The following is a 14,168-nucleotide window of genomic DNA, read 5'->3' as shown; positions in this document are numbered from 1 at the left end:
AGATCAGCCGGTGGCCGCTCGTCTATGCGGGCCTCATCCCGATGCCGGAGCAAACCCCGGATCAGGTCGAACCCGTACACCATCTCCATGGACGCAACCCATGACCTGGGGCGTTGCCAGGGGGCAACCGCATGGACACGTACGATGAGGAATGGGCAGGAGCATCGACGCTTGGGGCGAGGACCAGCTGGCCGCCTCGCCCGAGTGGGGCCCGAGAAGTACGCCGGCATCCGACGACGGTTGGAGGACAGCCCACCCGCTGTTGCCGCTGAGGAGGCCCAAGCGGATGGCACCTTCCCGCTCGGGCAGCTAGCGCGTCAGTGAGTGATCGGTGATGCAGCCGTCACCGCCGACGGCTCCGGGCGCGGCCAGGCACGCCGACCCCGTCGCCGCCCCAGCTGGTGCCGGTGGGGCAGGTCGCGGGGACGCCGGGTGCCGGAGCGCCGGCCGTACCGCCCCCGCCGAGGGTGTCCCTGAATTCGGGTGTCGCCCGGCGCACCCTGGCCGCCCTTGGCGGCCGTGTTCGGGGGCTGTCGCCACGCGCGCAGTCGCCGAGGCTGGTTCGGCATGTCCGGGGCGGTCAGGGTTTCGCCAGGGCAGTTCGCAGAGCGTCGAGGGCGGCAGTGCGGAAAGCGGTCATTGAAGGTGCTTTGCCGTCGAGCAAGGCATCAGCACCGTGGTACATGCCTGGTTCGAGCCGCAGTTCGCAGGCGACGCCGGCCTCGCTCAGGCGTCGGGCGTAGTCGACGTCTTCGTCGTGGAACAGGTCGAGGTCGCCCACACCGATCCATGCGGGCGGCAGCCCGTCGAGGTTCCTACGCCTTGCCGCCGCAATGTAGGGGCGATCGTCGCGGTCCTGTGGCGGGCGGCCGAGGTAGGAGGTCCAGGCGAAGCGGTTGGAGTCCGGGGTCCACGTATAGATGGCGCTGTTGGGAGGGTCGACGCGTAGAGCCGTGCGGTCGTCGAGCATGGGGTAGAGGAGCAGTTGGAACCGGACCGGCACTCTTGAATCGTGGGCGCGCTGGACTACGGCGGCGGCGAGTCCGCCTCCGGCGCTTTCGCCGCCGACGGCGATGCGGGCGGGATCGATGCCGAGGGCGGCGGCGCTGGCGTGAAGCCAGCGGAGCGCAGCGAAGGAGTCGTCCAAAGCTGCGGGGTACGGATTTTCGGGTGCGAGGCGGTAGTCGACGCTGACGACCAGAGCGCCGAGTTCGTCGGCAACGCGGCTGCACCAGGTGTTCTCCTGCCGAGCGGCACCCATGACGGTTCCTCCGCCGTGGATCCAAAGCAGCGCTGCGCGCGGCGCTTGGCCTGATGCCTGGTAGGTGAGCACCTCGACGGGGAGGTCGTCGGTCGTGGCCGGCAGCGTGCGCCGCTCGATGCGGACGCCGGGCCTCAAGGCGGCTCCCGCCAAGGGCACGAGGCGGCGGGCGATGGCCAGAGTGATCGGGTTGCCGAAGTTCAGCGGGAGGAAGAGCACTGGGTGCCGCAGCTCGCGGGGGACTGCCGCCAGAGCGCGGCGACGTGTGCTGATCGCCGCGGCAGCGCCGAGGGTTGCTGCGGCGCCCAGGCCGCTGAGAACGCGTCGGAGTGTCATGTACTGCACACCTTTCGTTCGGGTGGTCGCGGTTCTCGGCTTCAAGCGGTGGCGCCTTGCCGGTCGGCCGCGGTTTCCAGGTCGGGCAGTGGCTGCCGGCAGATCTCGTGGGCCTCGTTGCCGGGAAGGCCGAACATCCGCAGCAGATCCTCGGCGACCTGGTCGGCCGCTTCGGGCGTCGTCGCGTCGGGGTTGTCGCGCAGGGGTCGGCCGAGGCAGAGCGCCGCACCCGCGACAAGGGCTTCCGCTTGACACGACCACCTTATCGGTAACAGTGTATCCATTATGAGTACCTGGTCTGAGCCCCAACCCGATTCCCGGTTCGTCGAGGTGGACGGCCTGCGGATCCACTACAAGCGCGCCGGGCACGGACCGGCACTCGTACTGCTGCACGGCAGCGCCTCATCCCTCCAGCACTTCGACCGCGCCACGGACCTCCTGTCGGAGTCGTTCGACGTCATCCGTCTCGACCTGCCGGCGTTCGGCCTGACGGGCCCGCGCCCGGACCGCGACTACCGCGTCCCGGCGTACGCCGCGACGGTGGCGGGCTTCGCGGAGGCGCTGGGCGTGCCGCGCTACGCGTTGGCCGGCAATTCCCTGGGCGGCAACATCGCCTGGAACGTCGCGCTGGATCATCCGGAGCGGCTGACCGGCCTGGTACTGGTCAACGCCACCGGCTACCCGGAGAAGACGGTGCCCGCGGGGATGCGCCTGACCCGCAACCCGCTGGTGCGGCCCCTGCTGAGGCGGGTAATGCCGCGCGGGGCCATCGAGCGCAACCTGCGCGAGGCCGTCGGGCCGCACTCGCAGATCGTGGACGACGCCATGGTGGACCGCGCCTACCAGCTCATGAGCCGCCCCGGCAACTGCTCGGCCTTCGTCGACTTCTGCAACACCGACCAGCCGGACCGCAGCGCGCAGATCCCCCGCATCACGGTGCCCACCCTGGTGCTGCGCAGCGCGAGCATCGACGGCCAGCACTTCGCCCGCGACATCCCCGGCGCCCAGGAGCTCGTCCACCCCCACGGCGGACATCTGCTGCCGGAGGAGGAACCGCAGTGGGTCGCGGACGCGATCGCGAAGTTCCTCGGCTCCTGCACCGACACCCCCGCGAACTGAGGGCAAGGAGACCCGTTCCATGAAGTACTTCGTCGCCCCGGGCGAGGACCTCAAGCTCACCGCCGACTCGCGCACGGCGCTGCGCGGCAGTTTCATCGAGCTGTCCGACGGCGTCACCCACTACGAGTTGACGGGGCCCGAGGACGGGGAAGTGGTCCTGATGGCGGGCGGTCTGACCATCCCGCTGTTCTACTGGGACGGCCTGGTCAGCGAGCTGCACGCCCGCGGGCTGCGCACGCTGACCTGCAGCGCCTACGGCCGCGGCTACTCCGACCGGGTGCAGGCGCGATACGACGAGACGCTGTTCACGCGGCAGCTGGCCGAGCTGACGGACCGGCTGGGCCTGACGGCGCGGCCCCTGCACCTGGTCGGCACCTCCATGGGCGCGCTCGTCAGCATGACGTACGCGGCCCAGCACCGCTCGTCGGTGTCCACTCTCACCATCGTTGCACCCGCCGGTCTCGCGAAACCGCGGTGGGCCTCCCCCGACCGGCTGCTGCGCAGCGATCTGCTGGCCGGAATGGTCGCCCGCCGTCGCGGCCTTCAGCTGCTCCAGGGGCACCTCGGGCACAACGTCCGGGACCCCGAGCTCGGCGCGCGACTGACCGAGATGGTCCTCGGCACCCTCCGCTTCGAGGGCTCGCTGTACGCGGTCTTCGACACCCTGCAGCACCTGCCTTTGACCGGCCGTGACGACCTCTTCCGGCGGACGGGGGCACTGGGCATTCCGACGCTGCTGCTGTGGGGCGACGGGGACGACGTCACGCCGCTGGCGCACTTCGACACGGCGCGCGCTCTGCTGAAGCCCCATCACCATCACGTCATTACCAAGTGCGGACATATGGCCCCGTTCGAACGGCCTCGCGACGTCGCCGACCAGCTCGTCCCGTTCGTGTCCGCACACGCTGAAAGGCTCGACTCATGAACAACCCGCAGACCGTCGACGTACTGATCATCGGTGCCGGCCCCTCGGGCTCCGCCTTGGCGATCGACCTCGTACGCCGTGGACTCGACGTCCGGATCGTCGACAGGTCCCCCCACGCTTTCGACGGCTCGCGCGCCAAGGGCATCCAGCCCCGCAGCCTCGAAGTCCTCGAAGACCTCGGCGCTCTCGACGACGTGCTGGCCGGCGGCGACCTCTATCCCAAGCTCGGGCTCCATGCCGGACCCCTCAGTGTGCCGTGGAAGATGTTCCCCCACCGAGAGGCAACTCCGGACGTCCCGTACCCGAACACCTGGCTGATCCCGCAGTTCCGCACGGACCGCGCCCTGCACGCCCGGCTCAGTGAGCTCGGCCGCGAGGTCGAGTTCAACAAGGAACTGACCGAGCTGACGCAGGACGAGGACACGGTGCTCGCCAGGGTGGTGGGCGCGGACGGGGTCGAGGAGATCGTCGCCCGCTATGCCGTGGGGGCCGACGGCGGCTCCAGTGCGGTGCGCAAGCAGCTCGACATCGGTTTCGCCGGGACGACGGACGAGTCCGACCGCGTGCTGATCGTGGATGCCTCCGTCAGTGGCCTGGCCCGCAACCGCTGGCACATGTGGCCCGGCCTCGGCGGCAAGCTCATCGCCGCCTGCCCGCTCCCCGACAGCGACATGTTCCAGTGGATGGTCCGGCTCACGCCCGACGAGACGCCGCCCCAGGAGATCGGCGCCATCATCGACCGGATCCACTCCCACACCCGCAACCGGCACATCCAGCTGCACGAGATCCACTGGAAGTCCGTGTTCCGGCCCAACATCCGTCTGGCGAAGCACTACGGCCGCGGACGTGTCTTCCTCGTCGGCGACGCCGCGCACGTCCACACCCCGGCCGGCGCCCAGGGCTTGAACACCGGTATGCAGGACGGCTACAACCTCGGCTGGAAGCTCGGCCAGGTCCTCGCCGGCGCCGACCCGGCCCTGCTGGGCACCTACGAGGCCGAGCGGCAGCCGATCGCCGCCGGGGTCCTGGGACTGTCCACGGAGAAGTGGGGCGGCATCGCCAAGCTCGACCCCTCCAGCATGAAACGCGGCAAGGACGAGCAGCAGCTCGCTCTGACCTACTACGGCGGCCCGCTCGCCCCCGCCGACGGCGACAGCAGCACACTGCACGTGGGCGACCGCGCCCCGGACGCCCAACTGCTCGGCGCCGACGGCGCCGAGACCCGCCTGTTCAACCTCTTCCAGGGACCGCACTTCACCGCCATCGCCTACGGCCCCGGCGCCGCCCGGGACCTCGAACTCCTCGACTGGCCGACGACGGGCGCCCAGCTGAAGCGGCTGACCGTCGGACCGGCCGCGGGCGACGGCCGGGCCTTCTCCGACCACAGGAACACGCTGCAGAGTGCCTACGGCCTGACCGGCGACACGCTGTTGCTGATCCGTCCTGACGGCTACATCGGGCACATCGCCACCCGGGATTTCCGCACCACCACACAAGCCGCCGTGCGGGCGATGACGCCGTAGAGAAGAAGCCGCACCATGTCCCAGCCGAGCCACACCTCCCCCGGTCCGGGGGCCACCGAATGAGCCGCATCCTGCTGCGCGGGGCGCACGTCATCACGATGACGCCGACCGGACGCCGAGGTCGTCGACTTCTCCGACCGCGTCGTCATCAGCCAGCCCGCGCCGGACGGCTGTTGCGCGACGCCCTGGAGCACCATCCCGAGCGCGATCTGGGGCGGAGCCGACGTCACGGCCAGCGAGCAGGAGGAACTCCCCGGCTCCGGGCCGGGGGCGGGGCACGCTGCGCGCAGGAGTGGACGGTCGTCGACAAGCCCCGACCTGATCGACCAAATCGCCCGTCTGGTCGCCGAGCGATGCGCCCGGCGGCAACTCGACCGCGCCCGACCCATCCAATAACAGCCTCGTGACGCCGCCACGACGCCGACACCCTGGAAGTACCTCATGATCCTCACCATCACCCTCGCCTGCCTCATCGCCCTGATCTTCGGGGCAATCGGAGTGCTCAACACACTCGCATTGCCGAAGGCACGCGAGCTGGCCGCCGAGACCGGCTTCTCCGTCGCCGCCTACCGCCGCATCGGCGTGCTGCAACTGGCAGGAGTCGCCGGCGTGGCGCTGGGCCTCGCCGTGCCGCCGCTCGGCGGCCTCGCGGGGGCCGGGCTTCTCCTGCTGCTCGCCGGAGCTGTGGTCGTACACCTGCGCAAGGGCGACCCGGTTGCCAAACTCGTGCCCGCCGCCGTGTGCGCGGTGCTTGTCGCCTCATACCTCGCGGCCTTGTTCGCCTGAAGCGCTGCCGATCGAGTCCACGCCTCCACGGATGGGCAGCTCCGGCAGTTTCGCCCTGAAAGCAATGCTGCCCCGAGCTGCCGGCCCCCGGGCATCCGAATGCACCACTGGACCCAAACCAGATAATCGGCTACAGTGTAGCCAATATTAAGGTGGCAGGAAACGCAGCCACCTGGGCCCGCTGGCGCTCAAGCCGCGACCGCACGGTCCGCCCGACTTCACCGGCGCCCCTTCGTCCACCGTGCCGACCCCCGAGGGGTAGACGATGCCCGTCCTGATCGTGATAGCGATCTACGCTGTCCGAATCGCGCGCGCCCCCTTGGACGCGCGCCTGAAAAAGCGCCACGTCGGACCCCTGTCGGTCACGACCGGAGCGGTCATGCTCTACCTGGCCTGGGACTGGCTCAGGCCCGAGAGCCTCAGCGCTGTCTATTTCGTCGGCGAGTTCGCCGGCGTCCTGTCCGCCTACCTGATGTCCTGCACCCTGGTGCTGGCCACCCGCCTGATGTGGTTGGAGCAGTGGTTCGGCGGCCTGGACCGCATGTACCGTCAGCACAAGCTGTACGCCGTATGGTCCATGCTCCTGCTCACCCCCCACCTGCTCCTCCATTTCTTCTCCGGGTTCGACGGGAGCCAGTACGGCTACGCCCACCGGACCGCGTCGGTAGGGATGGGCCATCTCCTCGGCGCCGTCTCCGCCATCGGCCTGCTGCTGCTCGTCCTCATCTCACTGGGCCAGGTCGGCCGCATCCTCCGACTGCCCTACGAGCGCTGGCTGTTCCTGCATCGCCTCACCGGCCTGCTGCTCCTGTCGGCGCTGTTGCACGGCTGGTTCCTCGACCTCATCATCAACGGATCCACGCCCCTCCTGGCGATCTACGTCACCATGGCCACCATCGGCATGACCGCCTACGCCTACGACGAACTGGTGCTACGGCACAGGGAACCCCGGGCTGACTACACCATCGACCGGGTCGAGCGGCCGACACCCGACATCCTCGACCTCACCCTCACGCCCACCGGCGAGACGGCGCTTCCCGTGACAGGAGGCCAGTTCGTCTACCTGCGGGTCGGCGGCTGGCACGAACACCCCTTCAGCGTCGCCGGAACGCAGGACGACGGCTCGGTACGCCTCACCATCCGTGCCCTGGGCCGCGGTACACGCGGCCTCTACACGGACGTGAGCGAAGGACACCCCGCAACCCTCAAGGGTCCTTACGGCATGTTCGACCACACCCTCGGCGGACCCCGGCAGATATGGATCGCCGGCGGCATCGGTATCGCGCCCTTCCTCGGCTGGCTCACTCACCCCGGTGCAGCGCCGGCCCAAACCGACCTCTTCTACTGCGCCCCCACCGCCGAAGACGCACCGTTCCTCCCGGAACTCACCGCAGCGGCAGCAGACCGCCCCGAGTTCCGGCTCCACCCGACGTTCAGCCGCAGCCACGGCCGTCTGACCGCCGAGCGAATCCAGGCCGAGGCCGGACCGATCACCCCCGACACGCACGTCTTCCTCTGCGGCCCCGCCTCCATGATCGAAAACCTCACCCGCGCCCTCCAGCGCCAGGGCGTCCCCCGCCAGCATCTCCACGCCGAACACTTCGCCTTCCGCTGACGAACCGCCGACCACACGGGTCACAACAGCTGTGGGCCTGACCATCCGGCGACCGGTTGCCCCCAGACGCCTGTGCGCCGGCCGAGATGACTCCATAGGCGGACGGCTCAGGTTCGCACCGTCCTGGCTGGTCAGGCGTCGTCGCGCAGGTGGGCAAGCCCGCTGAGAAGGAGTTCGAGCCCGAAGGAGAACTCGTCCTCGATCGGAACGGGCATCGACCCGGCGACGGTGACCGTTGCCGGGAACAAGGCTGGATCGACGTTCTGAAAGACGGCGGACCGTTGTGCGTCCGCGAGTTGCCCGCCGCCGCCATGACCGTTGACCTGTATGGCGAATCCGAGGACGTAGCGGGCGAGGGTGGCAAAGACGTGGGCGGCCAGTCGCGGCGGGAAGCCGCTGTCGAGCAGCGCCGCGACGCAGTGCTCCCGCAGCGCCATGGCGTTCGGCCCCAGGGGTATCTCTTCGACCATCAGGCGCGCCGCGTTCCGGTGCCGGGCCAGGGCCTCGAACATGGTGTGCGCAACCGTCCGCAGCGCTTGCTGCCAGCCCATCGCGAGGAGTTCGTCGCCGTTCAGTTCCACGGCGCCGAACATGCGGTCCACGACATGGGCGACCAGCGCTGTCCGGTTGTCGAAATGCCGGTACAGCGTCGCCGTGCCCGAGCCCAGGCGCTGGGCCAGCGTCCGCATCGAGAGAGCGTCGGCCCCTTCATCGTCCACGATCTGCAGGGCGGTGGAGACGATGCGCTCCAGCGGCACGGGCGGACGCCCCGGGCCCCGACCCGATGCCGGGGTCGCTCGCGTAGGACCAGCTGCTGCCATTGAAACGTCCACCTCCTCGGTCAGCACCATAACAGCAACAGCGTATCCACTATGGAGATCGCCGGTTGGACACCGAGTGGCGGCGCTCCCTTCGATCCGCCCATCGATGACCGTTTCCGCGGCCGCCGTGTGAAGCATGTCCGGTTCCCGCACGTGTACCTGGGCGCGACCTACTGCAAAGCCTGTGTCGAGCACCAGATCGTGTCGCGGGCGGTGGTGATCGCCACCGGGATCACCGAGGACGGCGGCCGCGAGGTGCTGGGAGTGATGGTCGACGACAGCGAGACAGAGGTGTTCTGGACCCAGTTCCTGGGCTCCCTGCGCGAGCGCGGCCTGGCCGGGGTCCGGCTCGTGATCGGCGACCACCACCTGGGGCCGGCCATGGCCAGCCGCAAGGTCATGCTCGGCGCGGCCAACCAGCTCAGCAGCGTCCGCGACTGCGCACCCTAGCCGCCGTGTCCGGCGGCGGACGACCCAGCGCGTTCCCCGGTCCGCCGCTGCTCGCCGCCGAGAACCCGCCGCCGCCTCGCCGAGGCATGCAGCCTTCGGGCCGCCACCCCGCCGGTGCTCGCCGGGGTGGCGCGGGAGGGACCACCGCGCCCGTCGGTTCACGGCCGGGGGAGTTCCCCGGATGCGGGCGCGGATCTCGGCGAGGGCGGTCTCGCGCGAGGTGGACCGGTCGTCTGCATATGGGGCGAAGCCGGTGTCGTCGCAGGTGCCCAGCTGCTCGCCTGGGATGTAGCGGGCCGCGCGCAGCACGCGGCCGCGGACCTCCTAGGTGGATTGCACTGCCTCCGGCGTTTCTCGATGGCTGGTCCTCGCAGCTGGCCGGGTGGTTGGGATACTGCGGCCACGGTGAATCGACTGGTGCACGCCCAGTCGCCTTATCTCCAGCAGCACGCCACCAATCCCGTGGACTGGTGAGAGTGGGGAGAGGAGGCGATGTCAGAAGCGGTGAGGCGGGACGTACCCATCCTCCTCTCGGTGGGGTACGCATCCTGCCATTGGTTAGCTTCTGACGCCCCATCAGATGATGCCAGTGGCAGGCGTGGGAGCAACAGCCATACTCGACGTGTGACGATCACGGATGTGGACGGTGTGCTGCCAGACCCATGGGATCTCGTTGACGGGGACCGACTGGGCTTCACTCGAACATGCCCGTGGGTCGGCCGCAGGAACCCCTGCTCTGCTGGCCGGACTGTTGGCGGACGACGCCGGCACACAGGCCAGCGCTCTGCGGCACCTCAACGACCCGGTGCATCACCAGAACACGATCTGCTCCGCGACCGTGCCTGCGGCAGCGTATGTGGCGGCGATCCTCGGCGACCCGCGCACGGGCACCGTTGTGGTCGACCGTGACGGCCGAGCCCTGCCGCTGCGCGCTGCCTTGCTGGACTGGGTGACGTCGGTGGCCATCGAGGTCGACAGCGAGGCAGAGGCCCACATCGCAGGCGTGGGGTTTTGCCTGGAGGAGTATCCAGAGTCTGTCCAGATCCGGGCACTGCGTCCCGGGCTCTTCCAGGCTGTCTCTGCTTTCCTCCACGCTCCGGACCTTGCTGTTCGGGAAGCGGCCATTGCTGCGGCTGTTTCGCTCCTGGACGCCCCGGAGCTCGTTCAGCAGCGTGCCCTTCTTACGCCGCTGGTCCGTGATGTGTTGGTCTGCAGCGACAACCGCTCGTATGGTTTCATTGCCCGCCGTGGTCTCAAGTCCTGGGGAGAAGACACAGTGTTGCTGCCTGACGAGCAACGCTCGGATCGGTGGGCGGGCGGCTGCAGCAGCGAACCGCCCTTTTGACCGCGATCTCCACGGAGAAGAGAGTGACCACCTATCCGCGGCCGGTGTGATGCCATGATCACGCAGTGGCTGGTGTGATCACGGCGTCGGAGCCTTCCTGGATAGCCCCGTTCAGCGGACTGAGCCCGCGCGGCTTCCACAAGCTGATCACCGCGTTACGCCAGGAAGGAGCGGACCCGATACGCAAAGGCCGCCCCTGGAGTCTGCCTTTGGAAGACCGTGTGCTGCTGGTGACAACCTACTGGCGCACGAACTTGACCCTGCGGCAGCTGGCACCGCTGTTCGGCATCTCGAAGTCCGCAGCCGGCCGCATCATCGATCACCTCGGGCCGTTGCTCGCACTCCGCCCCCGCCTGCGGTTCCGCAAGGACACGGTGCTCATCGTGGACGGAACCCTGGTGCCCACGCGCGACCACACGATCGCCGAGCAGTCGAAGAACTACAGGTACTCGACCAACCACCAAGTCGTCATCGATGCCGACACCCGGCTCGCGGTCGCGGTCGGCCGGCCAGTCCCCGGCAACCGCAACGACTGCAAGGCGCCGGCGCTGTCGGGTACGAAGGCCGCCGTCGGCAGGACTACGGTCATCGCGGACGGCGGCTACCGGGGCACCGGGTTGGTCATCCCGCACCGCCGCGAACGCGGCCAGACTGAACTCCCGGCCTGGAAGGAGGAACACAACGCCTCTCACCGCAAAGTCCGCGCCCGCATCGAGCACGCCTTCGCCCGGATGAAGGGCTGGAAGATCCTCCGCGACTGCCGCCTGAAAGGCGACGGTGTCCATCACGCCATGCTCGGCATCGCCCGTCTACACAACCACGCCCTCGTCGGATGAAGCAGCGGCCTGCACTGCACGCGACCACATCCCGGACTCACCGGTGATCATTGCGGGACAACTCTTAGGGAAGTCCCATCGTCGCAGGTCAGCGGCACTACTCGCGCACTTGATCAAGCGCTGGACACCCGCACTCGCCAAGCGCGAGGCCTAGTACTACAGTTGGAGTACTAGGTGCGGACGACGGGCAGCTCCGTATCCACATCGCGCGAACCGGCCGCCGGGAATTCGGAGTCCGCGCCCGGTTCAACGGCACACCTCGCACGGTACCAGCGCCCCCAGGTGTCGAGTTGTTCCGCGATGCCGTCGAGGCTTCGCCCGATCTCGGTCAGCGAATACTCGACCTTCGGCGGCACCTCTCGGTATACGGTCCTTATCACCAGGCCGTCGGTCTCCATTTCACGCAACTGGCGGGTCAGCATGCGCTGCGTGATCCGGGGCAGAGCACGCTTGAGCTCGTTGAACCGCCTTGTCCCGGCCAGGAGTTCCTTGAGAATGGCGAGTTTCCATCGGCCGCCCAGAACTTCCATGGCGCTCTCGATCGCGCAGTATTCCGGCGTACCTTCCGCACGTTCCGAACCGTCGCGCACGTCTTCACCTCCACCACGGTATACACCTTGATGCTCGGTATACATCTTGATACTACGTCACATTCAGGACCGTACTTGTGCCATCCATTTGTATCCCACGATAGTGCGAGCATGACGAACAGCGAAGGCCCCGCAAAGGCCCCGGCAGAACCGGATGCCGCCGCGCGGCGGCGCAAATGGCTGGTCCTCGCGGTGGTCTCCACCAGCCTGCTGCTGTGCGGGATCGACCTGACCGTGCTGCACGCGGCGGTGCCGAGCATGTCCCTCGACCTGCATCCCAACGGCGTCCAACTCCTGTGGATCGTCGACATCTACTCGCTCACCCTCGCCTCGCTGCTCGTCACCTGCGGCACCCTCGGTGACCGCATCGGGCGCAAACGCATGGTGCTCAGCGGCTTCGCCGTGTTCGGGCTCGCGTCGACGGCCGCCGCGTTCTCCCACTCCACGCCCCAACTGATCGCCGCCCGTGTCGCCTTGGGCATCGGGGCCGCGATGATCATGGCGTCGACCGTGGCCATCATTCGCGTCGTGTTCACCGACGACCGGGAACGCGCCATCGCGATCGGCATCTGGACCTCGGCCCACAGCGTCGGGGCGACCCTCGGCCCGCTGCTCGGCGGCCTGATCACCGAACGCTGGGGCTGGGGCGCGGTCTTCCTGGTCAACGTGCCGATCGTGCTCGTCATCCTCGTCGTGGGCGCCCGCGTGGTGCCCGAATCCCGCACCCCCTCCCCGCGCCACTGGGACATGGCGAGCGTCGCCCTGTCGATCACCGGGCTCGCGGGGGTCGTGTACGCACTGAAGCAGGCCGGAGAGCGCGTGGGCGTCGACCCGCTCATCCTGGCCGCCGCGGCCGGCGGAGCGCTGCTGCTCTTCCTCTTCGTACGCCGTCAACGGCGGCTTGCGGAACCGCTGTTGAACTTCTCGCTCTTCGCCGATCGCCGCTTCTCCACCGCGACGCTCTGCGTGATCGGCTGCTTCGGAAGCTATGTGGCGCTGCTGTTCTTCCTCACCCAGTGGTTCCAGCAGGTCGGCGGGTTCTCGCCGGTGCGGGCGGGGCTCGCCCTCATGCCGCTGGCCGCCGCGAACGCGGTGGGTGCCACGACCGCGCCCTGGGCCTCGGCCCGCTGGGGCAACCGCTGGGCACTGACCGGTTCGCTCGGCCTGTTCGCGGCGGCGGCGTTGGCCCTGGCGCTGACCGGGGACACCTCGCACTACACCCGGCTCGTACTGCCGCTCATCGCCGCCGGGCTCGGCGCGGGGGTCGTGATGACGCTGGGCGCGGACTCCATCATGGCCGCGGCCGACCCCGAGCGCTCCGGCGAGGCCGCCGCGATCCAGGAGACGTCCTTCGAGCTCGGCGCCGGGCTCGGCGTCGCCGTCCTCGGCACCGCCCTGGCGGCTACCTACCGCACCTCGCTGCCCGAGGTCCCCGGGCTGAGCCCGGGACAACAGAGCACCGCCCAGGAGTCGTTCGCCTCGGCGGAGGACGTCCTGAAGCAGCTCCCCGCCACCACCGCCACGCACCTCACCACAGCGGCCCGCCGCGCCTACGACCAGGGCTTCACCACGGTCGCAGGGGTGGCCGCGGCCGTCCTCGTCGGCACGGCGGTACTGGCCGCGACGATGTTGCGGCCGCGGGCCACGGAGCAGGCGGAGGAGCCTGAGAAGGAGGTACATGGGGCGCGTTAGGGGTGGGGGAGCGCGACGCCACGTGAGAGTGGGTTCTTGGGTATACCGGCACTATGGGGCCGTACGGACGCCGCGTAGCTGCACGCACCGTGGCGAGGGCTCGGGCCGCGGGCTGGCGGACGCCGGTGGGACCGACGGGGCGGAGCGCGGCACGATGGCCGTCGGCGAGCCCCGTCGCTGAGCCGTGGAGCGGCCCGGCCCGGGCCGTCACACCGTGGTGAACACCTGCCCGTACGCGAGGCGGGGCCCGCGCGGGCGCGGGGTGGACGGCGCGGGCCGGCCGATGTTCACCACGATCAGTACCTCGTGCTTCCCGGGCGTGAGGAACTCCTGGGCGATGCCCTTGGCGTCGAAGCCTGACATCGGACCGGCTGCCAGCCCTGCCGCGCGGATTCCGATGATGAAGTAGGCAGCCTGGAGGGCGCCGTTGAGCAGGGCCGAGGCCTCGCGCACCGGACGCTCGGCGTAGTAGCGGCTCGCGGCCTGCGGATAAGCGGGGAAGAGTGTGGGCAGCTCAGTGTGGAAGTCCTGGTCGACGGCGAGGACGGCGGTCAGCGGTGCCCGTGCGGTCTTCTCGCGGTTGCCCCGGGCCATGTGGCCGACCAGCCGTAGCCGGCTCGCGTGCGAGCGGACGAGGACGATGCGCAGGGGCTGCTGGTTGAAGGCGGTCGGGCCGTACTTGACCAGGTCGTAAATGGCCTCGACGGTGGCGTCGGACACCGGATCGCCGGTGAACGCCTCGACCGAGCGGGCCTGCCGGAAGAGCAGGTCCTGGGCCGCCTCGTCCAGTCGCAGAGCGGGATCGGATACATGCATCGGGCCTGCCTCGTCAGTGGTGGTCGCATGGCTGCCCGTCCCGGACGGGCAGC

Annotated in this window: 14 protein-coding genes and 1 pseudogene; 10 read left to right on the top strand and 5 right to left on the bottom strand. The window is 69.3% G+C overall.

Annotated features, from left to right (window positions below):
• Window positions 1–580: 580 nt before the first annotated feature.
• Window positions 581–1,597, bottom strand: coding sequence for an alpha/beta hydrolase (locus tag ACFC8N_RS15105; protein WP_376288371.1), 1,017 nt, complete (start codon window positions 1,595–1,597; stop codon window positions 581–583).
• A gap of 41 nt (window positions 1,598–1,638) precedes the next feature.
• Window positions 1,639–1,881, bottom strand: a complete 243-nt coding sequence (locus ACFC8N_RS15100) for a hypothetical protein (protein ID WP_376288370.1) — start codon at window positions 1,879–1,881, stop codon at window positions 1,639–1,641.
• 1 nt (window position 1,882) lies between these two features.
• Between ACFC8N_RS15100 and ACFC8N_RS15095 the strand changes: the two genes are divergently transcribed.
• The 5 genes from ACFC8N_RS15095 (at window position 1,883) to ACFC8N_RS15075 (ending at window position 7,565) form a co-directional block, all read left to right on the top strand.
• A complete protein-coding gene (locus ACFC8N_RS15095) occupies window positions 1,883–2,716 on the top strand; it encodes an alpha/beta fold hydrolase (RefSeq protein WP_376288369.1) in 834 nt (277 codons plus the stop codon).
• 19 nt (window positions 2,717–2,735) lie between these two features.
• Window positions 2,736–3,641, top strand: coding sequence for an alpha/beta fold hydrolase (locus ACFC8N_RS15090; RefSeq protein WP_376288368.1), 906 nt, complete (start codon window positions 2,736–2,738; stop codon window positions 3,639–3,641).
• A complete protein-coding gene (locus ACFC8N_RS15085; RefSeq protein WP_376288367.1) occupies window positions 3,638–5,164 on the top strand; it encodes an FAD-dependent oxidoreductase in 1,527 nt (508 codons plus the stop codon). The genes ACFC8N_RS15090 and ACFC8N_RS15085 overlap by 4 nt, the downstream gene beginning before the upstream one ends.
• A gap of 441 nt (window positions 5,165–5,605) precedes the next feature.
• A complete protein-coding gene (locus ACFC8N_RS15080) occupies window positions 5,606–5,950 on the top strand; it encodes a DoxX family protein (RefSeq protein WP_356037226.1) in 345 nt (114 codons plus the stop codon).
• 265 nt (window positions 5,951–6,215) lie between these two features.
• Window positions 6,216–7,565 carry a ferric reductase-like transmembrane domain-containing protein gene (locus ACFC8N_RS15075; RefSeq protein ID WP_376288366.1) on the top strand — a complete coding sequence of 450 codons (1,350 nt, stop codon included), beginning with the start codon at window positions 6,216–6,218 and terminating at the stop codon, window positions 7,563–7,565.
• 131 nt (window positions 7,566–7,696) lie between these two features.
• Here ACFC8N_RS15075 and ACFC8N_RS15070 read toward each other — a convergent pair whose 3' ends face one another.
• A complete protein-coding gene (locus ACFC8N_RS15070) occupies window positions 7,697–8,323 on the bottom strand; it encodes a TetR/AcrR family transcriptional regulator C-terminal domain-containing protein (protein ID WP_356037232.1) in 627 nt (208 codons plus the stop codon).
• Between the two features lie 114 nt (window positions 8,324–8,437).
• On the opposite strand from ACFC8N_RS15070, the gene ACFC8N_RS15065 reads away from it, so the two are divergent.
• From ACFC8N_RS15065 to ACFC8N_RS15050, 4 genes and pseudogenes are all read left to right on the top strand, one after another.
• Entirely contained in the window at window positions 8,438–8,836 is a 399-nt protein-coding gene (locus ACFC8N_RS15065) for a transposase (RefSeq protein ID WP_376288365.1), read from the top strand.
• Window positions 8,837–9,193: 357 nt separating this feature from the next.
• A pseudogene (locus tag ACFC8N_RS15060) lies at window positions 9,194–9,427 on the top strand (DUF255 domain-containing protein); the annotation flags it as partial.
• A gap of 82 nt (window positions 9,428–9,509) precedes the next feature.
• Window positions 9,510–10,181 carry a hypothetical protein gene (locus tag ACFC8N_RS15055; protein ID WP_376288514.1) on the top strand — a complete coding sequence of 224 codons (672 nt, stop codon included), beginning with the start codon at window positions 9,510–9,512 and terminating at the stop codon, window positions 10,179–10,181.
• Window positions 10,182–10,246: 65 nt separating this feature from the next.
• Window positions 10,247–11,017 (top strand): transposase, encoded by a 771-nt coding sequence (locus ACFC8N_RS15050; protein WP_376288364.1) that lies wholly within the window; start codon window positions 10,247–10,249, stop codon window positions 11,015–11,017.
• Window positions 11,018–11,187: 170 nt separating this feature from the next.
• Here ACFC8N_RS15050 and ACFC8N_RS15045 read toward each other — a convergent pair whose 3' ends face one another.
• Window positions 11,188–11,547, bottom strand: coding sequence for a winged helix-turn-helix transcriptional regulator (locus ACFC8N_RS15045; protein WP_369395311.1), 360 nt, complete (start codon window positions 11,545–11,547; stop codon window positions 11,188–11,190).
• 171 nt (window positions 11,548–11,718) lie between these two features.
• Here ACFC8N_RS15045 and ACFC8N_RS15040 point away from each other — a divergent pair, with 171 nt between their 5' ends.
• Window positions 11,719–13,299, top strand: a complete 1,581-nt coding sequence (locus tag ACFC8N_RS15040; protein ID WP_376288363.1) for an MFS transporter — start codon at window positions 11,719–11,721, stop codon at window positions 13,297–13,299.
• A gap of 207 nt (window positions 13,300–13,506) precedes the next feature.
• On the opposite strand, the gene ACFC8N_RS15035 is transcribed toward ACFC8N_RS15040, so the two are convergent.
• Complete coding sequence (locus ACFC8N_RS15035) at window positions 13,507–14,115, bottom strand: malonic semialdehyde reductase (RefSeq protein WP_376288362.1); 609 nt, start codon at window positions 14,113–14,115, stop codon at window positions 13,507–13,509.
• Between the last annotated feature and the right edge of the window lie 53 nt (window positions 14,116–14,168).

This window comes from Streptomyces sp. NPDC055966, assembly GCF_042269865.1.
Lineage (GTDB): Bacteria > Actinomycetota > Actinomycetes > Streptomycetales > Streptomycetaceae > Streptomyces.
Note: the sequence above shows the minus strand (reverse complement) of the source record. Positions and strands in the feature narration are given on the sequence as shown.